A 22457-nucleotide genomic window follows, 5' to 3' on the forward strand; every position below is an offset into this window, starting at 1 on the left:
GGAGCACGGTCGTTTTCGAAGCGGGAGCTTACTTGAACAGCGAGAGGATGCTCTGGCTGTTCTGGTTGGCGATCGAGAGCGCCTGGACGCCGAGCTGCTGCTGGGTCTGGAGCGCCTGGAGGCGGGTGGATTCCGCGTTCATGTCGGCGTCGACGAGCTGACCGACACCGCGCGTCACCGAGTCCATCAAGGTCTTGACGAAGTCCGTGTTGGTCGCGATGCGGTTCTTGACGGCGCCGAGGCCTGCGGCGGCCGAAGCCACCGAGTTGATCGCGGCAGTCACCTGCGTGATATAGCCGCTGAGCGTGGTCTGGTCAGCCGCCGAGTCGGTCAGCGTGGTGATGTCGATCGTGTTGACCGACGCACCGCCGCTCACCGTGTCCAGGATGCCGCTGGTGGACGAGGTATAGAGCGAGTAGTTCGAGATCGTCAGGTTGATCGAGCCGATGGTGGGCGTGCCACCGACGCGAGAGAACGACGACACCAGGTCGAAAGTCGCCGGCGTGGCCGTCGTCGTGCTCAGCCAGTTGACGCCGTTGAAGGTTGCCGCATCGGCGGTACCCTTCATCTGCTGCTGGATCTGGGTGATGTCGGCCTGGATCTTGGTGCGGTCGATGCCGGCGGTCTTGGCTTCGACCAGCAGCGCCTGGAGCTTGGTCAGGCCGCCGGTGCTGTCGCCGACAACCGCGGTCAGAGCGGTATATTCGGTATCGACGGTCGCAGCCGACAGACCGAGCGAGTCGGAGACGGCGGAGAGCGCGGCGTTGTCAGCGCGCATCGAGGTTGCGATCGACCAGTAGGCGGCGTTGTCCGAAGCCGTGGCCACGCGCTGGCCGGTCGAGATGCGGTTTTCCGTCATCTGGAGGTTGGAGCTGACGTTGCGCAGCGTCTGCAGCGCGGTCATTGCTGCGGAGTTGGTGAGCAGGCTAGAACTCATGTTTGACGTCCCCTTGAAAACGAATTGAAATTTTTGGGACATACCGGGCTTGCACCGGTACGACAGGACGGCATCATGCCTTTGGGCTGCGGAACAGCGCGCTCAACCTGTCGTAACGGCGGCGATAGCACGCGAAGTTTGCGCGAGGCTTGTGGCTTTCGTGACCGGACCGCAACAGAATGAGCCAATTCGGGCACACCAATGAAAAGGGCCGCGCTTCTCGCGAAGCGCGGCCCCCTCAGATGGTCTTCAGGTTTAGCGGAACAGCGAGAGGATGCTCTGGCTGTTCTGGTTGGCGATCGAGAGCGCCTGGACGCCGAGCTGCTGCTGGGTCTGGAGTGCCTGGAGGCGGGTGGATTCCGCGTTCATGTCGGCGTCGACGAGCTGACCGACACCGCGATTCACCGAATCCATCAAGGTCTTGACGAAGTCCGTGTTGGTCGAGATGCGGTTCTTGACGGCGCCGAGGCCTGCGGCGGCCGAAGCCACCGAGTTGATCGCGGCAGTCACCTGCGTGATATAGCCGCTGAGCGTGGTCTGGTCAGCCGCCGAGTCGGTCAGCGTGGTGATGTCGATCGTGTTGACCGACGCACCGCCGCTCACCGTGTCCAGGATGCCGCTGGTGGACGAGGTATAGAGCGAATAGTTCGAGATCGTCAGGTTGATCGAGCCGATGGTGGGCGTGCCACCGACGCGAGAGAACGACGACACCAGGTCGAAGGTCGCCGGCGTGGCCGTGGTCGTGCTGAGCCAGTTCACGCCGTTGAAGGTTGCCGCGTCGGCGGTGCCCTTCATCTGCTGCTGGATCTGGGTGATGTCGGCCTGGATCTTGGTGCGGTCGATGCCGGCGGTCTTGGCTTCGACCAGCAGCGCCTGGAGCTTGGTCAGGCCGCCGGTGCTATCGCCGACAACCGCGGTCAGAGCGGTGTATTCGGTGTCGACGGTCGCAGCCGACAAACCGAGCGAGTCGGAGACGGCGGAGAGCGCGGCGTTGTCGGCCCGCATCGAGGTTGCGATCGACCAGTAGGCGGCGTTATCCGACGCTGTGGCCACGCGCTGGCCGGTCGAGATCCGGTTTTCCGTCATCTGGAGGTTGGAGCTGACGTTGCGCAGCGTCTGCAGCGCGGTCATTGCGGCGGAGTTGGTGAGAAGACTCGAACCCATTTTGATGTCCCTTTGAAGATTGAGTTGATTTGGGGACATACCGGACTTGCACCGGTACGACAGGGCGGCGTCATGCCTTTGGGCTGCGCAAAAGCGGTTAGGGCCCAACCTTTCGTACGGCGACCGTAGCGCTCGAAGCTTGTGCGGGGCTTGTGGCTCTGTGTCTTGGCCGCAACAGGGCAGCCGAAATTACGGCGTCCGCGGGACGTCACGTCAAACGAAAAGGCCGCGCTTCGCGAGAAGCGCGGCCCTCCCTCAAATGGTTTTCAGGCTTAGCGGAACAGCGAGAGGATGCTCTGGCTGCTGCTGTTGGCGATCGAGAGCGCCTGAACGCCGAGCTGCTGCTGGACCTGGAGAGCCGACAAGCGGGTGGACTCCTGGTTCATGTCGGCGTCGACGAGCTGGCCGATACCACGGGTCACCGAGTCCATCAGCGACTTCACGAAGTCCGTGTTGGTCGAGATACGGTTCTTGACGGCGCCGAGGTTGGCGGCGGCCGAAGCCACCGAGTTGATCGCGGAGGTCACCTTCGCGATGTAGCCATCGAGCGTGGTCTGGTCAGCCGCCGAGTCGGTCAGCGTGGAGATGTCGATCGTGTTGACCGACGCACCGCCGCTCACCGTGTCCAGGATACCGCTGGTGGACGAGGTATAGAGCGAATAGTTGGCAACGGTCAGGCCGATGGAGCCGGTGGTCGGCGTGCCGCCGACGCGGGAGTACGACGACACCAGGTTGACCGTCGTCGGCGTGGCCGTCGTCGTGCTCAGCCAGTTCACGCCGTTGAAGGTTGCCGCATCGGCGGTGCCCTTCATCTGCTGCTGAATCTGGGTAACGTCGGCCTGGATCTTGGTACGGTCGATGCCGGCGGTCTTGGCTTCGACCAGCAGCGACTGGAGCTTGGTCAGGCCGCCGGTGCTGTCGCCGACAACCGAGGTCAGAGCGGTGTATTCGGTGTCGACGGTTGCGGCCGACAGACCGAGCGAGTCGGAGACGGCGGAGAGCGCGGCGTTGTCGGCGCGCATCGAGGTCGCGATCGACCAGTAGGCGGCGTTGTCCGAAGCGGTCGAGACGCGCTGACCGGTGGAGATGCGGGTCTGCGTGGTGGCGAGCTGGGAGCTCACAGACCGCAGGGTCTGGAGGGCGGTCATAGCGGTCGAGTTCGTAAGCAGGCTTGACATTGCGAATGTCCCTTTATGTACGCGTTACATTTTCACGAGGGGACATACCGGGCTTTCACCGGTACGGAGGGGCGGCATCATGCCTTTGGACTGATATGGGTGGGGTCCAACCCGCCGTGCCGCATTGCTAGCACGCCGAATCTTGCTTCCGGATTAAGACGAGCTTGAATTCCGCAGCAAAATCATATGGTTAATATTACTCTTCGCTAACCATAAGCGGCCTGCTGGCGATCGCCGCTGCTATGAGAACGACCGCACCAGTCCGGAGGCGAGCAGGTTCCAGCCGTCGATCAGCACGAAGAACAGTACCTTGAACGGTAGCGCGAGGATCGATGGCGGCATCATCATCATGCCCATCGACATGGTCAGCGTCGCGACGATCATGTCGATGACGAGGAATGGCAGGATGATGAGAAAGCCAATCTCGAACGAACGCCGGAGCTCGGAGATCATGAAGGCCGGAATGATGACGCGCATGTCGATGCGCTTGTCGTCGAACTTCCTGCGAAAGCTCTCCGCAGCGAGCGACTCGAATGTCTGCAGGTCCTTGTCCCGCACATGCGCCAGCATGAACTCGCGGAACGGATCGCTGATCTTCAGATAAGCCTCCTCCTCCGAGATCTCGTTCTTCATCAGCGGCTGCACGCCGGTTTCCCAGGCGCGATCGAAGGTCGGCGCCATGACGTAGAACGTCATGAACATGGCGAGGCTGATCAGCACGAGATTCGGAGGCGTCGTCTGAAGGCCGAGGCCGGCGCGCAGGAACGAGAGCGCGACGGCGAAGCGCGTGAAGCTCGTCACCATGATGAGCAGCCCCGGTGCGACGGACAGCACCGTCAGTAGGGCCATGAGCTGGATGATGCGGCCGCTCGTCGAGCCGTTGCCCGGCGGCAGCAGTGAATTGAGGTCCGGGATCTGGGCGAACGCTACCTCGGGCAGCATGACCAGCAGCAACGCAAGCAGCAGGACTCTCAGTTTCACTGGATCACCAACGTCTCAATAATCAATTCGCGGACCTTGCCGGAGGAGCGGATGCTGGCGCGTTCGGACAGGTCGTCGCGCAGATGCTGGAGCCCGCGCGTGCCTTCGAACTGCGTGACCGAGGCGGACCGCAAGTAAGTGACGATGTCCTCGCTGATATGAGCGGCCAGGATGCCGGCATCCTCGTCGCTCATGCTGTCGGTCACCATGGAGGCTTCGACCCGGGCCCAATTGTTGGCCGGCGCCGCGAGGTTGGTCACGATCGGTGACAGCTTCCTGAGCCGCGCGCTGCCAGCGTAGCTCGACGCGATCGGCGGCGGGGTGGCCCCCTTCTTTGCGTCGGCGACGCGTTCGGCGGCGGCGAACAGGTGCAAGCCCGCGAGCGCGCCCGCGCCAATCGCGACCAGGGTCAGCACAACGATCGCGGCAATCAGGCGCATGACGCCCCCTGCTCCCACGACGCGCCAGCCTTAGAACGGTGCCACGGCGTCATAAATCCGGTGCCCCCATCCAGGTTGCTGCACGTCAGACAGATTTCCACGACCGCCATAGGACACGCGCGCCTCGGCGATCTTCTCGTAGGAGATGGTGTTGGTTCGCGAAATATCGCGTGGACGCACGATACCGCCGACGTTGAGCACGCGCATCTCCGTGTTGATACCGAACTCCTGCGAACCGCTGATCATCATATTTCCGTTCGGCAATACGTCGGTGACGACGGCCGCAATGGAAAGCTTGATGTCCTCGGAGCGGTCGATCTGGCCGTTGCCCTTGATCTGGGTATTGGTGTTGAGATTGGCGTTGGCCTGGCCCTTGTCCTGCCATCCTGCGACGTCCATCAGCCAGTTCAGCCCGAACTGGATCTGCGAATCGCGCGAGCGGCCGGTCTTGTTGTCGAGCTTAGCCTTGTCCTGCATCGAGATGATCACCGTCACGACGTCGCCGACGCGCCGGGCGCGGGGATCGCGGTAGAGGTCGGTGCCGTCATCCCAGGTCGAGCGATAGCTGACGGGCGTGTGCATGCGGGGCGTCACCGGGATCGGGTCGGCCGGCGTCCTCAGGCCGCTACCTACGGGCGACAGTTTAGGACCGGTCAGGATTTCAGCCGGATCATGGGAGCATCCGCCAAGAAGCACGAGCGACAGGAGGAGGATCGGCTTCTTCATTACTTGGTCTTCCCGTCATCCACGCGGCGCATTCCACCGAGCAGATCGGCGAGATGTGCTGCGCGCCCGGTCTCCATCTCGTTGAAAATTGCGCTCGAACTCCTTGGGCTGAGCTTTGCGAGCACCGCGGCGGCCGTCTCGTCCGCCATGCCGGCGATCTGGGTGGCGGCGGCGTCCGGCTTCATGCGCGAATAGATCTCGACGACGCTCGCTTCCGCTTTCTTCAGGAAGTCGTCGCGCAGCGCCATCCACTTCTCGTATTCGGCGCGCTTGGCTTCGACTTCGGCGATCCGCTCCCGCAGCAGGCTCTCGGCCTTCTCCAGCTCTTTCAGTTGCCAGGCGAGCCTGGCGTCGACGGCGGGATCGGCCACGTTGCTGCAGAACAGCGCAACTTCGTTGTCCCCAGGCGCGGCAGCTTGAGCCGGCGCCGGCTTCGGCGGCGCCGTAACGCTGCCGGACTTCGCCGGACGCGTCGGCATTGGTGCGGGGGCCGGCGCCGGCGGAGGAGCCGCCGTCGGAACCGCTCCCGTGATTGCGGGACCCGAATCTTCAGCCGCCCAGGCGGTTATCCGTGAATTATCGCTCGGGACTGGCGTCGCCGTCGCGTGCGGCTTCTGCGGCCCGGGCGCGCGAGCGCGCGCGAAGGAAAGCAGATTGAGCGGCTTCGACGGCGTCGGCTCGTCCAGCGCGAACACGGGCGAGGCACTCGCGAACACGAACATCGCGGCCAGGAGAAGGAGTTGCGCTATGTGATCCAGCTTCAGCATCGGGTCGCGTGCGATTCTCGGTCGAGACCAGAGCATTGAGCGACCAAGCTTGCACGACGCTTATGCATCATTGCACGATGACTTCAGCCTGCAGCGCGCCGGCCGTCTTGATCGCCTGGAGGATCGCGATGATGCCGGACGGCTTCAGTCCGATCTGGTTCAGCCCGCGAACGAGGCGCTGGAGGTCGACGCCACTCAGGATCGCCACCTGCGATCCGGCCTCGTTAGCCTCGACGATGGTCTGGGGCACCACGACCGTCTGGCCTTGCGAGAACGGCGCCGGCTGCGACACCACGGGCAGCTCGGTGACACGGACCGTCAAATTGCCGTGGGTGACGGCGACGGTGGAGATTCGCACGTCGCGTCCGATCACCACCGTGCCGGTGCGTTCGTTGATCACCACCCGCGCCGGCGTGTCGGGTTCGACGGTGAGCTCACCGATCTCGGCGAGAAAGCGGACCGGGCCGACGTAGCGCGGCTTGGACAGCACGATCGTCCGGTAGTCGCGCTCGAAGGCGATCTGGGCGCGATAGCGGCCGCCGGCATAGCGATTGACGGCGTCGAGGATTCGCGTCGCGGTGACGAAGTCGGGGTTTTTCAGCTCCAGCACCAGATATTCCATCTCGTGGAGGCTGCCCTGCACCTCCCGCTCGACCAGCGCGCCGTTCGGAATGCGGCCCGCCGTCGGGGTGCCCTGGCTGACGTTCTGGGCCTGGCCTCCGACGCTGTAACCGGCGACCGTGACCGCACCTTGTGCCACTGCGTAGACCGCACCATCGGCCGCGCGCAGCGACGTCATCACCAGCGTGCCGCCGAGCAGCGACGTCGCATCACCAAGCGACGACACCGTCACGTCCATCCGCTCGCCCGGTCCGATCGACGGCATCAGGTCCGCGGTCACCATCACCGCGGCGACGTTACGCGTGCGCAGTGTGGTCGGCCGCGCCGGGTTGGTCGTGCTGGTCGTCTCGTTCCTGACATTGATGCCCATGTTTTCGAGCATCGACTGCAGCGACTGTTCCGTGAACGGCGCGTTGCGCAGGGTGTCACCGGTGCCGTTGAGGCCGATGACGAGGCCATAGCCCACGATCTGGTTTTCGCGCAGCCCCTTGATGTCCGCGATGTCCTTGATGCGGACGGCGGCCTGGGCGCTGGCGGCGGAAACGATGAGGAGAAGCGCAATCAGGACTCTGGTCATGACCCGTCCGCGACCTTGACGGTGCCGTCCGGCTGGACGATGGCCCTGATTATCACGCCCGTGTCGGTGTTTCGCACGGTAATGAGCGAGCCCGGCGCACCGGATTGCATGGCCGCGCCGTAGGTCACGATCGACAGACCGGAGTCTTCAACCACGACCTTGACCATGGCACCACGGGCGATGGTCCAGGGATCCTCCACCGAATTGGTGGGAATCGGTTGGCCCGGCAGCAGCGCCCGCCGCGCCATACGGCCGACGAGGACCTGACGCCCTTCGATGAACATGGCGACGCCGAGCACGTTCGGCGCAAAGGTGCGCTCGGTGATCATATCGTCCCTGATCAGCTCGCCGGCGCGGATCGACACGGCCGGCACGGGAAGCCGCCGCTCATCTGCCACGGCGAGCCGCGCGGAGACGAGAACCAGCAGCGCGGCGGCCAACCCGCGCGCGATCAGGGCCACCCTGTTCAACATGGACACACCGGAACTAGCGACTGAGATTCTTCGACACCGTCTGCGCCATCTCATCCGACGCCTGGATGACCTTGGCATTCATCTCGTAGGCGCGCTGCGCCGAGATCAACTCGGTGATTTCCTTGACGGGATCGACGTTCGAGGCCTCGAGATATTGCTGGTTGATCTTGCCGTAACCGGCATCGCCGGGGAGACCAACGACCGGCGCGCCTGATGCCGTGGTCTCGCGATAGAGATTGCTGCCCAGCGGCTCGAGGCCCGCTTCGTTGGCGAAATTGGCAAGGTTGAGCTGGCCGATCTGCTGCGGGTTAACGGCCGTATCCAGCTTGGCGAACACTTGGCCAGTCTGGTTGACGGTGACCTGCACCGTTCCCTGCGGCACCGTAATATTGGGATCCAGCAGGTAGCCGTCCATCGTCACCAGCTGGCCGGTGGCATTGGTGTTGAACGAGCCGGCGCGGGTGTACTGCACCTCGTTGTTCGGGCCGAGCACCTGAAACCAGCCGCGACCGTTGATGGCCATGTCGTAGGGGTTGCCGGTCTGCGTCAGCGCGCCCTGGATGTGCAGCTTGCGGATCGCGGCCGACTTGACGCCGAGGCCGAGATTGGCGCCTTCCGGGATCGGCGACGCGCCGTTGACGTTCGCGACACCCTGCATGCGGTCCATCTGGTAGAACAGATCGGTGAATTCGGCACGTGCACGCTTGAACGACGTGGTGTTGATGTTGGCGATGTTGTTCGCGATGACTTCGATATTGGTCTGCTGGGCATTCATGCCCGTGGCCGCGATGGCGAGCGATTTCACAGCGTCATTCCTTCAGATCAAATCGACATACGGGCGACTTCTTGGTAGGCCTGCACGACCTTGTCGCGGACCGCGACCGCAGTCTGCAACGCCTGCTCGGCCGACATCAGCGCCTCGACGACTTTCCGCGTCGATTCCTTGCCCTGCATCGCCGAGATCGACGCGCTCTCGCCGGCCTTCAGCGTGCCGATCGCGTCCGTGGTCACCTGCTTCATCACGGAATCGAAGCCAAATTCGTCGCCGGCCTGAACCGGGGACGTCGCGCTGGGCGCAATGGTCTGCGTCTCGGTGATCCGGGACGCCGCCTGCCCTGCGGTGATCGCAGTGGATGAAATCGCCTCTAGCATTGTCAGCTCCTCAGAAGATCGATGGTCATGCCGAGCATCGATCTCACCTGCTTCACGACCTGGAGATTGGCTTCATAGGACCGGTTGACTTCCCGCATGTCCGCCATCTCGATCATCATGTTGACGTTGGGCATTTTGACGTAGCCGGCCTTGTCGGCCGCGGGGTGTCCCGGATCGTACTCGACGCGATAGGGCGTGGTGTCGACCCCGATCTCCTTGACCTTCGCCAGCTGCGTGCCCGAGGCACGATCCATCGCGGCATCGAAAGTGATCGTCTTGCGCTGATACGGATCGGCACCGGCGGTGCGCCCGGTCGAGCTCGCGTTCGCGAGATTTTCCGAGACGACCCGCATGCGCGTCGACTGCGCTTCGAGCCCGGAGCTTGCGACCGTCAATGAAGCCTGTAGAGCGTCCAGCATGTCAGTTCACCTCAGGTCTTCGCGCTGGTCAGGATCATGCGATTGAACGAGCGCACGATCGCCGAGTTCATCGAATAGTCGCGATTGACGTCGCTACCCTTGATCATTTCCTGCTCGAGGCTGACCGAATTGCCGGAGTGGACGACATCCCAGCTATCCTTCTTCGCGGTTGCCCGCGTATCGGTTTCGGCCGGGGAAAGCTGCATATGCGTGGGCGATGTCGTCGCAAGCCTGACCGGCATTCCGTCGAGCACCTTGTTGAACGGCTCGACGTCGCGCGCCTTGAAACCCGGCGTATTGGCGTTGGCGACGTTGGTGGCGATGGTCGACTGACGAAGCTCGAGCCAGCGTGCCTGCGACGATGCGAGTTCGAAGAGATAAAGCGGTCCCACGACAGCCCCATTATGATTCATTGGAAAGAACCCTAGGGCGTTAAGCTTTCGTCAAGCTGTTGCGCGAAGCACCATCCTCGTAAATCTACTGAACCTTCTCGGGCCGCGGCGTCTGCTTCGACTGCAGGAAGTAGATGATCTCGGCAACCGGGCGGAAGAATTCGGCGGGGATGACCTGATCAACCTGCACCGCCTCGTAGAGCGCGCGCGCGAGAGCCTTGTTCTCGATCACCGGGATCTTGTTCTGCTCGGCGGCCTCGCGGATCTTCAGCGCGATCACGTCCATGCCCTTGGCCACCACCAGCGGCGCCGGGTTTTCGTCGCGGTTGTAGCGCAATGCGATCGCGAAGTGCGTCGGGTTCGCGATCACCAGCGTCGCGCGCGGCACGGAGGCGATCATGCGTTGGCGCGAGCGGTCGCGCGCGAGCGAACGCAGGCGCGCCTTGATCAGCGGATCGCCCTCGGCCTGCTTGTGCTCGTCCTTGATCTCCTGCCTGGTCATGCGCAGCTCACGCCGCCAGCGGAAGCGCGCCCAGGCGAGATCGATTGCGACCAGAACGATCGTCGCAATACATATCGCCGACACGATCCGCATCGCGATGGTGAGGATCATCTCCGGCAACGCGACAGGATCGGTGTACATCGCCGCGAACGCTCTCGCCTCCGACGATCGCAGCACGAAGCAGACGACGGCGGTCACAGAGGCGAGCTTGAACATCGACTTGGCGAACTCGACGAGGCCCTGCGTTCCGAAAATGCGGCTCCAGCCGCTGACCGGGGAGATTCGGGAGAAGTCGGGCAGGATGCGCTGCAGCACCGGCCGCGGCGCGTTTTGCAGCAGCGAGGCGGCGAGCCCGAACACCGCGATGATCACGACCAGCGGCACCAGGAATCGCAGCGCCTCGAGGCCCACCACGGTGAGAAGATTCAGTGCGTCCGCCGCGTTGCTGAGCGGGAAGCCCTCGGGTTCGTCGATAAAGCTCCTCAAGGTCGGCATCAGCTGCTGCACGCCCTGGCCGATCAGGAACGCCTGAATCACCATCAGCGCCGCCATGGTCGCGAAAATGGACGCCTCCCGAGAGACCGGAATATTGCCCTGTTCGAGCGCATCGCGGACTTTCTTCTCGGTCGGCTCTTCTGTTTTGCTCTCCTGGTCGGATGTCTCTGCCATGCCCGTTCAGCGGTCAGCGGAAGACCAGCTCATCCTCCTGGTCGGGATTGAGCTCGATTTCACCCTTCTCGGCGAGGTCGAGGGCGAGGTCGGTGATGACGCGGCGCGCCTCCAGCACGTCGCGCTGGTTCGACGGCTCGCCGATCGCGAGCTCGTGCTCGACGACGCGGCGGACACGCGAGGCGACCGCGGACAGGATCAGTTCGCGGAAGTGCTTGTCGGTGCCCTTCAGCGCCACGACGATACGATCGGTCGGCACCTGATCGAAGATCATGGTGCGCGCCTTCGGTGCCAGGTTGATGACGTCGTCGAAGGTGAACAGCAGCTCCTTCAGCACTTCGGCGGACTTCGGCCGCTTCTCCGACAGGCTCTTCAGCATGTCCTCGATATGGCCGCGCTCCATCTTGTTGATGATGTCGGCGACGCGGGCGTAGGTGTCGGCGCCGAGATTGCGGGCGAAATTGAGCGTCAGGTCTTCGTGCAACGTTTTCTCGAGGACCTTCAGCGCGTCGTCAACGATCGGCTTGAGGCTGAGCACGCGCCGCATCAGCTCGTTGCGCAAACTTGACGGCAGCTGGCTCATCACCTTGGCGGCGCAGGACGGCTTGACCTTGGACAGGATCAGCGCCGCGGTCTGCGGATGCTCCTTGGAGAGGTAGGTTGCCAGCGAGTTTTCCGACACCGACGAGACGCGGTCCCACACCGACCGGCTCGAATTGCCGAGCAGGTCCGACATGATCGCGGTGACCTGGTCGGCCGGAAGCACGTCGCCGAGCACGGCTTCGAGGCCGCCGAGGGTGCCGAGAATGTTCGCGCCCATCGAGAACTGCTGGGCAAACTCCTCGACGATCGACTCGAGTTCCTGCGCCGTGATCGGCCGCAGCTCAGCCGCGGCCTTGGTGACGATGCGGATGTCCTGCGGCTCGAACTGCGCGAGCACGCTCGCGGCCGCCTGCCGGCCCATGGCCAGCAGGAGCGCCGCGACCTTTTCCGTTCCGCCGAGCGTGGCAACGCCTCGCTGCTTGATGGGAGCGACGCCGACCTGTGCCGCCATGGTCAGGAATCACCCTGCCCCAGCGGGCCGACGATCTCGGTCAGCGACACACCGAAGCGGGAATTGTCCTCCTCAACAACGACCACCTCGCCGCGGGCAACGACGCGACCGTTGACCACGACGTCGACGGGCTCGCCGACGCGGTGATCCAGCGGAACCACGGCGCCGCGGCCGAGCTTCATCAGGTTCGCCACCGGGATGGTCGCCGATCCCAGCACCACCTGCATGGTGACGGGGATGCGCAGGATGGCATCGACATTGGCGAACTTGCCGGTCTCCTCCGCGGTGCGCGCGGCGATCTCCGCCAGCCGCTCCAGCGGAGACGTCTCGGCATCATCGGATGCGGTTGCTGATTCGTAGTCGAAGGATTGCGCCATTTGGTATCGCCTCTTGGTATTTCCGCTCCCGGAGCGCCGCGACGTTCCGATCTATCCGTTCAGCCGGTCCCGGCCCTAATGCTTGTTGACCTCAGTGCCGTTCGCGGTCGCAGCCGGCTGGAACCCGGTCCGCGCATCGAGCGCCGCGATCACCTCGTGAGCCTGGTCGATCTTCGTGCTCAGCACGTTGGCGAGCCGGCTGAGATTTGCCGTGGAATCATGCGCCGCGGTGATCACCGTATCGAAGGCGCCCGCGGTCTCGTGGACGATGGTCGAGAACTCGCCCTGATAATTGCGCAGCCGCGCCAGCTCGCGGTGCATCCGGGTCACCCGCATGCTGGTGAAGGCCAGCGCAATCAGCAACACGGCATCAACGAGATAGGATATCATCGACGAACTCCCGCTTCTGATCAACGGGATCTGCCACCTGCATGGCGTAGTAGCCATCAAGCTGGCCGATCTGACACCAGAACAGCACCTGGTTGTTGCTCTCGAGCCGCGCCAGCGTGCGCGGCGTGGCCTCGAGTTCGAGCACCTGTCCGACCTTGAACTTCACGACGTCTTCGAGGGATATCATCTTCTCGTCGAGCACCGCGCTCAGCGTCACCTCGGTGCGATGAACCTCGCTCTCCATCTGCTCGCGCCAGCGCGGGTCGGCCGCGCGGCCGTCGCTGACGACGACGTGGGCGAGCTTCTGCCGCAGCGGGTTGAGCGCGGAGTGCGGGATGATCAGGAACATCTGACCGCCGCGGTAGAGCGCCTGCACCATGATGTTCGCGCAGATCGACATGTTGCCGCTCCGCCCGATCGCCAGCGACGCCATGGCGGTCTCGACCCGCTCGACGCGGAAGGTGACGTTGGACGTGCCGGCGAAAGCGGTTTGCAGCGCCTTGGCGAACCGCTCGAACAGCGCCTGGACCAGGCGAATCTCGATGTTCGAGAACGAACGCTCGACGTCGAGCGGAGGTTCGGCGCCGTCGGAGCCGAACATCGCCTCGACCATGGTGAACACGAAATCGCGGTCGAGCACGATGATGACGCGGGAGTCCCACTGCTCGGCGTAGAGCACGGCGGCGACCGCGTTGCCCTCGTAGTCCTTGATGATATCGCCGACGCGGTCGTTGCTGATGCCATTGACCGAGAAGTAGCAGGGCGTTCCTGCCATCGGCTGGAGGCTGTCCGTGCACGATGCTGCCATGCGATCGAAGATCACATTGAGCATCGGCATGCGTTCGATCGAGATGCCGGCCGCGTCCAGCAGGTAGTTCGGCAGCTGCTTCCGCTGATCGATCTCGACGTCTTCCATCGTCATGCGCGTGCAGCCTTGGGTTCAGCGTCGGTCACGACGGCCTTGGGACCTGCGATCGTCTCGTTCTCGACAACGTCGATCGACGGCCGCTCGCTGCTCGCGATCATCTTGCGGCCGTGCTCGACGGCGATCTGCGGCATGGCGCCGTTCATGAACGCCAACAGCGTCTGCTTGACGATGATGTAAGGTCGGCACTTCTTCTCGCGCGTCATCTTGATCTTCAGCGCGAAGGGCGAAATGATGCCGTAGGACAGGAAGATGCCGGCGAAGGTGCCGACCAGCGCCGCACCGATGAAGCCGCCGAGCAGCTTCGGCGACTGGTCGAGCGCGCCCATGGCCTTAATGACGCCGAGCACGGCGGCGACGATGCCGAGCGCCGGCAGCGCCTCGGACACCACCACCAGCGCGTGGTAGGGCGTCAGCTTGCTCTTCACGATGGTGTGGATCTCCTCGTCCATCAGCGCCTCGATCTCATGCGTGCGCGCATTGCCCATGATGATGAGGCGGACGTAGTCACAGATGAACTGGAGCAAGGACGGGTCGCCGAGCACGCTCGGGAATGCCTTGAAAATCTCCGAGGACGAGGGATCGTCGATATGCGCCTCGACCTCGTTGCGGCCCTTGCCGCGCAGCTCGCGCATCAGGGCATGGAGCGCCCCGAGCAGATCGAGATAATAGCGCTCACCCGGCACCGCGCCGGTGATGGCCTGCACGCAGGCCACCCCCGTGTCCACGACCGTCTTCCACGGATTGGCCACGATGAAGGTGCCGACCGCGGTGCCAATGATGATGACGAACTCCCATGGCTGCATCAGCACGGCCAGATGGCCGCCCATGGCGGCAAATCCGCCGAGCAGTGCTGCCACCGTGATGAAAATCCCCACGAAACTGAGCAACGCGCCACTCCATCGCCGATCCCATCGGGAATATCTAGTCGGCGACGCTTGCGCGAAGCTGGCTTCGGCATGGCCAGCCCCGCGCAAGCAATTCGCGGCAGCTTGAGACAATGTCGCAAAGGCGGCCAAAGGGGCGCGTTCTATGCTATCCACCATCGCGGATTACACCAGACTGACCAAGGACATGGGCAAGTCGCTCACGCAGGTGGCCGAGGAGCCGGACGTCAGCCGCGACACCGACTACTTCCTGAGCCATATCGGCAATGTGAAGACGATCGACGACTTCCTGGGTGACTATCGGCTCTACTCCTATGCGATGAAGGCCTATGGCCTCAGCGACATGACTTATGCCAAGGCCTTCATGCGGAAGGTGCTGACCGAGGGCGTCTCGAACAAGGACGCCTTCGCCAATAAGCTGAGCGACACCCGCTACCGGGACTTCGCCACCGCATTCAATTTCGCCGCCAATGGCACCAACGCGACCCAGACCACCGCGGCCACGACCGGCACGGCCACCCAATACGTCACCCAGACGATGGAGCAGAACGCCGGCGACCAGAACGAGGGCCTGCGGCTTGCACTTTACTTCACGCGCAAGGCCTCCTCGATCAAGAGCCCCTACCAGATCCTCGCCGACAAGGCCCTGACCCAGGTGGTCCAGACCGCGATGGGCTGGTCGTCGACGATCAGCTCGTCCGACATCGACATGCAGGCCAAGATGATCACGGACAAGATCAATCTCACCGATTTCCAGGACCCGACCAAGGTCACCAAGTTCGTGCAGCGCTTCGCCGCGATGTGGGACGCGACCCAGGCCCAGAGCGATCCCTCGACCAACCCCGCACTGGTCCTGATCACCGGTGCGTCGACGTCGTCGGCCAGCATGGACACCGGCTTGCTCACGACACTTCAGAACATCAAGTTCAACAGGTAACCCATGCAATCGGCTCTTTATGTGGGATTGTCGGCTCAGGTCGCGCTCGAAAAGCGCCTCCAGACGATCGCCAACAACGTCGCCAACGTCAACACGTCCGGCTTTCGCACCGACGTGGTGAAATTCGAGACGGTGTTGTCCAAGGCTGCCGCGAACCCGGTCGCGTTCTCCTCGCCCGGCGAGAACATCATCTCGCGCGAGGCCGGCAACATCACCGAGACCGGCAACCCGCTCGACGTCGCCGTGGTCGGACAGGGCTGGATCGCCTTCGCCGGCCCCAACGGCACGGTCTATACCCGCGACGGCCGGCTCCAGATCGCCGCCAACGGCGACCTCCAGACGGTGTCGGGCTTCCCCGTCATCGATTCCGGCGGCGCGCAGATCTCGCTCGACCCGAACGGCGGGCCGGTCTCGATCTCGCGCAGCGGTGCGATCACCCAGGACAACAATGAGATCGGCACCATCGGCCTGTTCAACATTCCGGCCGATGCTAATCTCGACCGGTACGGCAATTCCGGCGTCACGCCCGACCGTCCCGTGACCGCGATCGCCGATTTCAGCCGGGACGGCTTCAAGCAGGGTTATGTCGAGGGCTCCAGCGCCAACCCGATGATGGAATTGACAAAGCTGATGTCGGCCTCGCGCGCCTTCGACAGCACCAATTCGATGATCGAGGGCACCGAGAGCGAGCTCAACAATGCAATCCGGACGCTGGGCGATCCGAGCAAGTAGGCTGCGCGTCGCGCGTAATATGGGTGGACGGTTTCCTTGAACGCTCTTCGTCAACTTGAATGGGCGCTGCTCGAGCTTCAGCAGAGTACGCCGCTGGCAAGCATCAGCGGCGCGATCTCCGAGATCGCGCCGACGCATTTCCGCGTCTCCGGCCTGTCGCGCTTCGTCAGGCTCGGCGAGCTGATCGGTGTCAATTCCGGCGGCAAGCCCCAGATCGGCGAGGTGGTGCGGATCGACAGCGACGGCATCGTCGCAAAGCCGTTCGACCGGCATTTCGCCGGCGGGCTCGGCTCGGTCGCCTACCGCATGCCGCCCTTGTCGTTCGCGCCGGATCCGAGCTGGAAGGGCCGCGTCATCAATGCGCTCGGCGCGCCCCTGGACGGAATGGGCCCGCTCACCCCGGGATCGCGTGCGGTCTCGGCGGAGACGGACGCGCCGCCGGCGATGAAGCGGGCGCGCGTCCACAAGCCGCTGCGCACCGGCGTCCGCGTCATCGATCTGTTTGCGCCGATCTGCGCCGGCCAGCGCGTCGGCATCTTTGCCGGCTCCGGCGTCGGCAAGTCGACGCTGCTCGCGATGCTCGCCCGCAGCCAGGGTTTTGATACCGTCGTGCTGGCGCTGGTCGGCGAGCGCGGCCGCGAGGTGCGCGAATTCATCGAGGACGTGCTCGGCAACGATCGCAACCGCTCCGTCACCATCGTATCGACCGGTGATGAAAGCCCGATGATGCGGCGGCTGGCGCCGAAGACGGCAATGGCCGTGGCCGAATACTTCCGCGACCGCGGCGAATCGGTCCTGCTCGTGGTCGATTCGATCACCCGTTTCGCCCACGCCGCCCGCGAGGTCGCCCTTGCAGCCGGCGAGCCTGCGGTGGCGCGCGGTTATGCACCGACGGTCTTCACCGACCTGCCGCGCCTGCTGGAGCGCGCCGGCCCCGGCGAGGAAGGATCCGGGACCATCACCGGCATCTTCTCCGTGCTGGTCGACGGCGACGACCATAACGAGCCGATCGCCGACACCATCCGCAGCACGTTGGACGGGCACATCGTGCTCTCCAGGCACATTGCGGACCAGGCGCGCTATCCCGCCGTCGACGTGCTGGCCTCGGTGTCCCGCCTCGCCCACAACGTCTGGGACCCCGAGGAGCGCGAATTGGTGAGCAAATTGCGCACCCTGATCGCCAAATACGAGGACACCCGCGACCTTCGCCTGATGGGCGGATACCAGGCGGGACGTGATTCGGGGCTCGACCAGGCGGTCGACATGGTCCCGCGAATCTACAACGCCATGCGGCAAGACGCTTCCGCTCCGCCGAGCGCCGACCCGTTCCGCGAGCTCAGGGACATGCTCAAGGGCGACTAGCGGCGCAGGCTGCCAGCCTGGCGCGCGACCCGCGTCCACGCATCTTGCCCTCGATGCGCGCATGTCGTGGCACAAACTGCATAGGCGTTTGTTCGCCAACAGTGTTCGCCGCGCGAATCTCAACCATTTGGACGAGACGATCAGCATGGTCGTGGAATACGACACGCCGATGATACTCCAGCTACAACACCACAACAACCGCCACGTGTAATCCTCACGAGTTCCACTGACGGCGTGCTGGCGATTCCGGAAGCAGATCGCGGAAGTTGTGGATGATTTTCGTGTTGCGCGGCGCCTGTCGTGCACAAGCTTCGATCACTTGCATCAACGACGGACAGCAATATCCGTGCAATCAAACGGGCGTAGAACTACGTGCACCTAGCGGGCTAGACTGCGTATTGCGTTCACCATCACGTGTCCTGAAGAGCGAGATTGTCTCGAACGATACATTCGTCTGCAACGACATCCGTTCTCCACGAGTGTCTTGACTTGATTTTGTTGAGAAGCTCATTCATCGTTTCGGCGGCACATAAGAAACGTCTGCGTGTGACTTGAACTCAGGGGCTTCGGTTGTACAACTCCGATCCATCGTCCGGCAGTGACGGCAGCTCGGGCTTGCGTTCGACGACTCTGCGGTTGGCATGCCATCGGCGGCAGCGTTTCTCGCGCGGAATCCTGCGACGCTCGTCAGTCCAAGTCGTGTGCCGTGCAGTCCAGGGCTTCGCGCTGAAGCCGGCCACGACGCACGTATCGGACATTGGCGGGCATCAGGACTCTCGTGAGGCATTCGTGCGCCATGGTGGAAAGCGGCTTCGGGGCGCCGCACACGCGATTCCCGGGGCGAGGTAGGAATTTTATGCCGTTGGCACGCGAAGCAGTCGAGCTGCTGGTTCAGGCGGCCAGAGCCTGGTATTTCGAAGGCAATCAACACGGGTTGCGCGATCGGGAATGGATGGCGCTGCGCTTTCTCGGCCGCGCCAATCGTTTCTCGCGCACACCATCGGCGCTCGCCGGCTTCATCGGCGCGACCAGGGCGACCGCGTCGCAGATCGTGAAGACGCTGGAGAGCAAGTCCTTCCTGGTGCGAAAACCGTCGCAGGAAGACAAGCGTTCTGTCGTTCTGCACGTCACCGCGCAAGGCGAGAAATGCCTGAGCCAGCACGATCCGATCAATCACGTTGTCAATGCGGTCAATTCGCTCGGCAGCGAGGAATGCATCAGGCTGCGCGATTCGCTGCGCGAGGTTCTCAATCACCTCGATGCAGCCCATCAGCGGCTCGATGCCAGCATCTGCCGCGATTGCATGTTCCTGGCCGAGCGCAGCCCCGGCACCGGCAAGGGACGCGCCACCGCCGAGTTCATGTGCCGGCTGTATCGCGCGCCCGTCTCGCTCGAGGAAACGGAGCTGCTCTGCACCAGCTTCGAGCGCACCCGTGACCGCCCCAAGATCGAGGAGCATCTCGATCGTGCGCGCGTAGCCAGCCAGAGTTGAAGCAGCCGCGCGCGGCGTCGCCCGCTCTCGTGTCCCGGCTCTGCAGCGCACCGCAAGGGCGCTGCGCTGCGTCCGGGGCACGAGCGAGCGATGGGACGCGGTGCCGTAGGGTGGGCAAAGGCGCAAGGCGCCGTGCCCACCATTCCGGTCACGGTGCGCATTGTGGTGGGCACGCTTCGCTTTGCCCACCCTACGATGTCTGAGCGTGAGGCAACAGCTTCGCCCTTCCGTTCGCATTGGGATCGCAGACACACCTTCGCAGCCTCGCGGCTCATCTCGCCCGAGCTTTGCTTGATCTCGCCACCCTCTTGTCCAAGAGGGGCGCAGGGAAGGCCGGGTGCTGACCTCGCACCCGCGGTCCGCTGCGCGAAAATGTAGCGCAAGGAGACCGCACAGCAGCATACAGGTGATGCCAATCACTCGGCCTTCCCTGCGCGATGGGTTGACGGCTTATGCCGTGCTCTCCCGGGAGCCGAAATCCGCCGTGGGCAACGCGGCATGATTCGTCCTGTTTCGCTCGACGCATCCCGCTTCGATTGATAAGCCCCGTCCGCGAATGACGGGGACTTGAGTCGGGACATGACGGTTGCGATCGAGATGGGGCTGACCACGGCGGGCGCCGGGGCGGCCATGGACCTCGAGGAACTCCTGGCGACCCGTCTCCTGGTGCAGGGCAATTCCGGCTCCGGCAAGTCGCATCTGTTGCGGCGCCTGCTCGAGCAGAGCGCACCCTGGGTGCAGCAGGCCATCATCGACCCCGAAGGCGATTTCGTCACGCTGGCCGAGCGCTTCGGCCATCTGGTGATCGAGGCCGAGGATCACACCGAGCGCGGCCTTCAGGTGGCGGGCGAACGCGCCCGGCTGCATCGGGTCTCCACCGTGCTCAATCTCGAAGGGCTCGATGCCGAGAACCAGATGCGGCGCGCGGCCGCCTTCCTCGGCGGCCTGTTCGACGTGGAGCGCGACCACTGGTACCCGATGCTGGTGGTGGTCGACGAGGCGCAGCTGTTTGCACCGGCGGTCGCCGGCGAAGTGTCGGACGAGGCGCGAAAACTCTCGCTCGGCGCCATGACCAATCTGATGTGCCGCGGCCGCAAGCGCGGGCTCGCCGGCATCATCGCGACCCAGCGGCTGGCGAAGCTCGCCAAGAATGTCGCGGCCGAAGCCTCGAATTTTTTGATGGGCCGGACCTTCCTCGACATCGACATGGCGCGCGCCGCCGATCTGCTCGGCATGGAGCGGCGGCAGGCTGAAGCCTTTCGCGATCTCGAACGCGGGCAGTTCATGGCGCTCGGACCTGCGCTGTCGCGCCGTCCGCTGCGTCTGAACATCGGGCCGACCACGACCTCCCCGCGCAATTCGCCGCCACGGCTGATGCCGATGCCCGAAGCGACACTGGAGGATGCGCGCGCCGTGATCCTGGCCGCACCGCCGCCCGATGCCAGCAGGCCGCAGCGCCGGCCGGCGCCGGACCTGCTCGAGCAGCTCCGTGCGGCAAAGGCGGCAGCTCCCGAGGTCAGCTTCGAGGTGGTCGAGGTCCCGGTCAGTGCCGAGGAGCTCGCGGAGCGGCGCGAGCGCGTGGATCGTACGTTGCGCGCGGTGCTGGCCGCGCCCGATGCCGGCTTCCGCGCCATCGGCGTGCTCTATCAGGAATTCGTGGTCCGCTGCCGCATCGAAGGGCTCGGCGCTTCCGTCCCCGACCTCGGCGAATTCCGCCGCATGCTGACGCACGCGCGCGCAGGCCTCGGCACCGAGATCGCCGATGACGATGCCTGGCAGGAAGTGACGCTGCGCGCCTCGATCCTGCCCGACGACATGCAGGGCGTGTTCATGATGATCGCGCGCGCCGCCAAGGAGGGCTGGCCCTGTCCCGGCGACGCCGCGATCGCGCGCGCCTATGGCTCGCATTCGCTGCGCCGGGCGCAGCGCCTGCTCGGCTATATGGAGGAGCAGGGCCTGATCGTGGTCCAGCTCGACGGCGGCGGACGCAGGTTCGTGACGCTGGTGGAATTGGCCTGGGCGACCGCGCCGGGCGATCCCAATGGCGACGATTTGGCGGCGAAGCAGATAGCGAGTGCGGCTTCGCTCTAGACCCGGTGGATTCAGGGGCGCCTCGTCACTTACGCCGCCTCGGTCGCGTCCGGCAAACGGCGCGCCTCATCCGCAAACATGCGGCGGTAGAGCACGACCGAGACAAGCCAGGCAATCACAAACAGCGCGATCACCGCGAAGCCGACATTCGCAAGCGACTCGTTGAGCGCATCGACCAGCGCCCACACGCCGCCGGACAGACCCAGCCGATCTGCGATCAGGCCAAGCGCCTCGATGCCGCCGATGAACAGCGCAACCGCGACGGAGGCGCCGGTGATGGTGAGGTTGTACCAGAGCTTGCGCATGGGATCGACGAAGGCCCAGCGATAGGCGCTCACCATCAGCGCGGAGTCGGCAGTGTCGACCAACGCCATGCCTGAAGCGAACAGCGCGGGGAAGACCAGGATATCGGCGAGCGAGGCACCGCGCGCCGCTTCGGTGGCGGAGATGCTGAGCAGGCCGATTTCGGTCGCGGTGTCGAAGCCGAGCCCGAACAGCAAGCCGAGCGGAAACATGTGCCAGGGTTTTGTCACCAGGCGGAACATCGGGCCGAGCAGGCGCGCGAAAAAGCCGCGATGGGCAAGCAGCGCGTCGAGCCCGGGCGCGTCATGAACGCCCTGCTCGCGCGCCGCGCGAAACGTTCGCCACAGGCCGGCGAAGATAGCAAGGTTGATGGCGGCGATCACCAGCAGGAACAGCGCCGACACCGAGGTGCCGATCAGGCTGCCAATATCCTTGAGCAGGCTGTCGCCGCCGAGGCTGACCACGCCGAGCGCAAGCAGCATGGTCGCGACCACGACCACGCTGGAATGGCCGAGCGCGAAATACAGGCCGACGCTGCGCGGCGTGTCGCCCGCCTGCATCAGCTTGCGCACCACGTTGTCGATGGCAGCGATGTGGTCGGCATCGACAGCGTGACGCAGGCCGAACACCCAGGCGAGCAGCGCCGTCGCCATGACAGTCGGGCGGCCGGAAAACAGCGCGAACGCCCAGGCCCATGCGGCGATGTTGGCGGCGACGAGCCCGCCGAACAGCAGCACCATTTTGGGCTCGCCCGCCCGTCCAGACCATCTCGTCACGACACGCATTCCGCCGCACACCCATTGCGTCAACACAACGGTATGACCTTTTCACGGAATCATCACACTGACCAGTGCAATCCCTGAAGGGCGGCACGGTTTTGCAGCAGTGCTTGCGGCCATCCTTCGAGAC

General features: G+C 64.2%; 25 protein-coding genes. 5 read left to right on the forward strand and 20 right to left on the reverse strand.

The features are described from left to right. Nucleotides 1-28: 28 nt before the first annotated feature. From ACP2YP_RS31805 to motA, 19 genes are all read right to left on the reverse strand, one after another. Nucleotides 29-937, reverse strand: coding sequence for a flagellin (locus ACP2YP_RS31805; RefSeq protein WP_426420157.1), 909 nt, complete (start codon nt 935-937; stop codon nt 29-31). 255 nt (nt 938-1192) lie between these two features. After that, complete coding sequence (locus ACP2YP_RS31810; protein ID WP_426420158.1) at nt 1193-2101, reverse strand: flagellin; 909 nt, start codon at nt 2099-2101, stop codon at nt 1193-1195. Nucleotides 2102-2373: 272 nt separating this feature from the next. Continuing rightward, nucleotides 2374-3279 carry a flagellin gene (locus ACP2YP_RS31815; protein ID WP_426420159.1) on the reverse strand — a complete coding sequence of 302 codons (906 nt, stop codon included), beginning with the start codon at nt 3277-3279 and terminating at the stop codon, nt 2374-2376. Between the two features lie 240 nt (nt 3280-3519). Then, nucleotides 3520-4260, reverse strand: a complete 741-nt coding sequence (gene fliP / locus ACP2YP_RS31820; protein WP_426420160.1) for a flagellar type III secretion system pore protein FliP — start codon at nt 4258-4260, stop codon at nt 3520-3522. Beyond that, nucleotides 4257-4700: a flagellar basal body-associated FliL family protein gene (locus tag ACP2YP_RS31825; protein ID WP_426420161.1), complete on the reverse strand. Its 444-nt coding sequence runs from the start codon at nt 4698-4700 to the stop codon at nt 4257-4259. Before ACP2YP_RS31825 ends, fliP begins: the two co-directional genes overlap by 4 nt. Before the next feature lie 30 nt (nt 4701-4730). Beyond that, a complete protein-coding gene (flgH, locus tag ACP2YP_RS31830; RefSeq protein ID WP_426420162.1) occupies nt 4731-5426 on the reverse strand; it encodes a flagellar basal body L-ring protein FlgH in 696 nt (231 codons plus the stop codon). Continuing rightward, a complete protein-coding gene (locus ACP2YP_RS31835; protein ID WP_426420163.1) occupies nt 5426-6193 on the reverse strand; it encodes a MotE family protein in 768 nt (255 codons plus the stop codon). The genes flgH and ACP2YP_RS31835 overlap by 1 nt, the downstream gene beginning before the upstream one ends. A 67-nt stretch (nt 6194-6260) precedes the next feature. Beyond that, on the reverse strand, nt 6261-7391 hold the full coding sequence (flgI, locus tag ACP2YP_RS31840; protein ID WP_426420164.1) for a flagellar basal body P-ring protein FlgI: 1131 nt from the start codon (nt 7389-7391) through the stop codon (nt 6261-6263). Next, nucleotides 7388-7864, reverse strand: coding sequence for a flagellar basal body P-ring formation chaperone FlgA (gene flgA / locus ACP2YP_RS31845; protein ID WP_426420165.1), 477 nt, complete (start codon nt 7862-7864; stop codon nt 7388-7390). The genes flgI and flgA overlap by 4 nt, the downstream gene beginning before the upstream one ends. A 13-nt stretch (nt 7865-7877) precedes the next feature. Then, on the reverse strand, nt 7878-8669 hold the full coding sequence (gene flgG, locus ACP2YP_RS31850) for a flagellar basal-body rod protein FlgG (RefSeq protein WP_426420166.1): 792 nt from the start codon (nt 8667-8669) through the stop codon (nt 7878-7880). Nucleotides 8670-8686: 17 nt separating this feature from the next. Beyond that, the gene (locus ACP2YP_RS31855) at nt 8687-9016 is read right to left on the reverse strand and encodes a flagellar hook-basal body complex protein FliE (protein ID WP_426420167.1); all 330 of its coding nucleotides are present in this window, start codon (nt 9014-9016) and stop codon (nt 8687-8689) included. A gap of 2 nt (nt 9017-9018) precedes the next feature. Beyond that, complete coding sequence (flgC, locus tag ACP2YP_RS31860; protein WP_200469622.1) at nt 9019-9435, reverse strand: flagellar basal body rod protein FlgC; 417 nt, start codon at nt 9433-9435, stop codon at nt 9019-9021. An 11-nt stretch (nt 9436-9446) separates the two neighbouring features. Further along, entirely contained in the window at nt 9447-9848 is a 402-nt protein-coding gene (gene flgB / locus ACP2YP_RS31865; protein WP_035973106.1) for a flagellar basal body rod protein FlgB, read from the reverse strand. Between the two features lie 64 nt (nt 9849-9912). Beyond that, nucleotides 9913-10998 (reverse strand): flagellar biosynthesis protein FlhB, encoded by a 1086-nt coding sequence (flhB, locus tag ACP2YP_RS31870; protein ID WP_426420168.1) that lies wholly within the window; start codon nt 10996-10998, stop codon nt 9913-9915. A 13-nt stretch (nt 10999-11011) separates the two neighbouring features. After that, the gene (locus tag ACP2YP_RS31875; RefSeq protein WP_426420169.1) at nt 11012-12052 is read right to left on the reverse strand and encodes a flagellar motor switch protein FliG; all 1041 of its coding nucleotides are present in this window, start codon (nt 12050-12052) and stop codon (nt 11012-11014) included. Between the two features lie 2 nt (nt 12053-12054). Beyond that, nucleotides 12055-12429 carry a flagellar motor switch protein FliN gene (gene fliN, locus ACP2YP_RS31880; RefSeq protein ID WP_027535981.1) on the reverse strand — a complete coding sequence of 125 codons (375 nt, stop codon included), beginning with the start codon at nt 12427-12429 and terminating at the stop codon, nt 12055-12057. 75 nt (nt 12430-12504) lie between these two features. Then, nucleotides 12505-12819: a hypothetical protein gene (locus ACP2YP_RS31885; RefSeq protein ID WP_426420170.1), complete on the reverse strand. Its 315-nt coding sequence runs from the start codon at nt 12817-12819 to the stop codon at nt 12505-12507. Next, nucleotides 12800-13741 carry a flagellar motor switch protein FliM gene (locus ACP2YP_RS31890; protein WP_426420171.1) on the reverse strand — a complete coding sequence of 314 codons (942 nt, stop codon included), beginning with the start codon at nt 13739-13741 and terminating at the stop codon, nt 12800-12802. Before ACP2YP_RS31890 ends, ACP2YP_RS31885 begins: the two co-directional genes overlap by 20 nt. Then, entirely contained in the window at nt 13738-14634 is an 897-nt protein-coding gene (motA, locus tag ACP2YP_RS31895; protein WP_426420172.1) for a flagellar motor stator protein MotA, read from the reverse strand. The genes ACP2YP_RS31890 and motA overlap by 4 nt, the downstream gene beginning before the upstream one ends. Nucleotides 14635-14776: 142 nt before the next feature. On the opposite strand from motA, the gene ACP2YP_RS31900 reads away from it, so the two are divergent. The 5 genes from ACP2YP_RS31900 (at nt 14777) to ACP2YP_RS31920 (ending at nt 21245) form a co-directional block, all read left to right on the forward strand. Next, complete coding sequence (locus tag ACP2YP_RS31900) at nt 14777-15568, forward strand: DUF1217 domain-containing protein (protein ID WP_426420173.1); 792 nt, start codon at nt 14777-14779, stop codon at nt 15566-15568. A 3-nt stretch (nt 15569-15571) separates the two neighbouring features. Next, nucleotides 15572-16300, forward strand: a complete 729-nt coding sequence (gene flgF / locus ACP2YP_RS31905) for a flagellar basal-body rod protein FlgF (RefSeq protein WP_426420174.1) — start codon at nt 15572-15574, stop codon at nt 16298-16300. A 36-nt stretch (nt 16301-16336) separates the two neighbouring features. Then, the gene (gene fliI / locus ACP2YP_RS31910; RefSeq protein ID WP_426420175.1) at nt 16337-17662 is read left to right on the forward strand and encodes a flagellar protein export ATPase FliI; all 1326 of its coding nucleotides are present in this window, start codon (nt 16337-16339) and stop codon (nt 17660-17662) included. 856 nt (nt 17663-18518) lie between these two features. Next, complete coding sequence (locus ACP2YP_RS31915; RefSeq protein ID WP_426420176.1) at nt 18519-19154, forward strand: MarR family winged helix-turn-helix transcriptional regulator; 636 nt, start codon at nt 18519-18521, stop codon at nt 19152-19154. A gap of 579 nt (nt 19155-19733) precedes the next feature. Further along, a complete protein-coding gene (locus ACP2YP_RS31920) occupies nt 19734-21245 on the forward strand; it encodes a helicase HerA domain-containing protein (protein ID WP_426420177.1) in 1512 nt (503 codons plus the stop codon). Between the two features lie 29 nt (nt 21246-21274). Here ACP2YP_RS31920 and ACP2YP_RS31925 read toward each other — a convergent pair whose 3' ends face one another. Beyond that, a complete protein-coding gene (locus ACP2YP_RS31925) occupies nt 21275-22333 on the reverse strand; it encodes a HoxN/HupN/NixA family nickel/cobalt transporter (protein ID WP_426420178.1) in 1059 nt (352 codons plus the stop codon). Nucleotides 22334-22457 lie beyond the last annotated feature (124 nt).

Source organism: Bradyrhizobium genosp. A, from assembly GCF_049949275.1.
Lineage (GTDB): Bacteria > Pseudomonadota > Alphaproteobacteria > Rhizobiales > Xanthobacteraceae > Bradyrhizobium.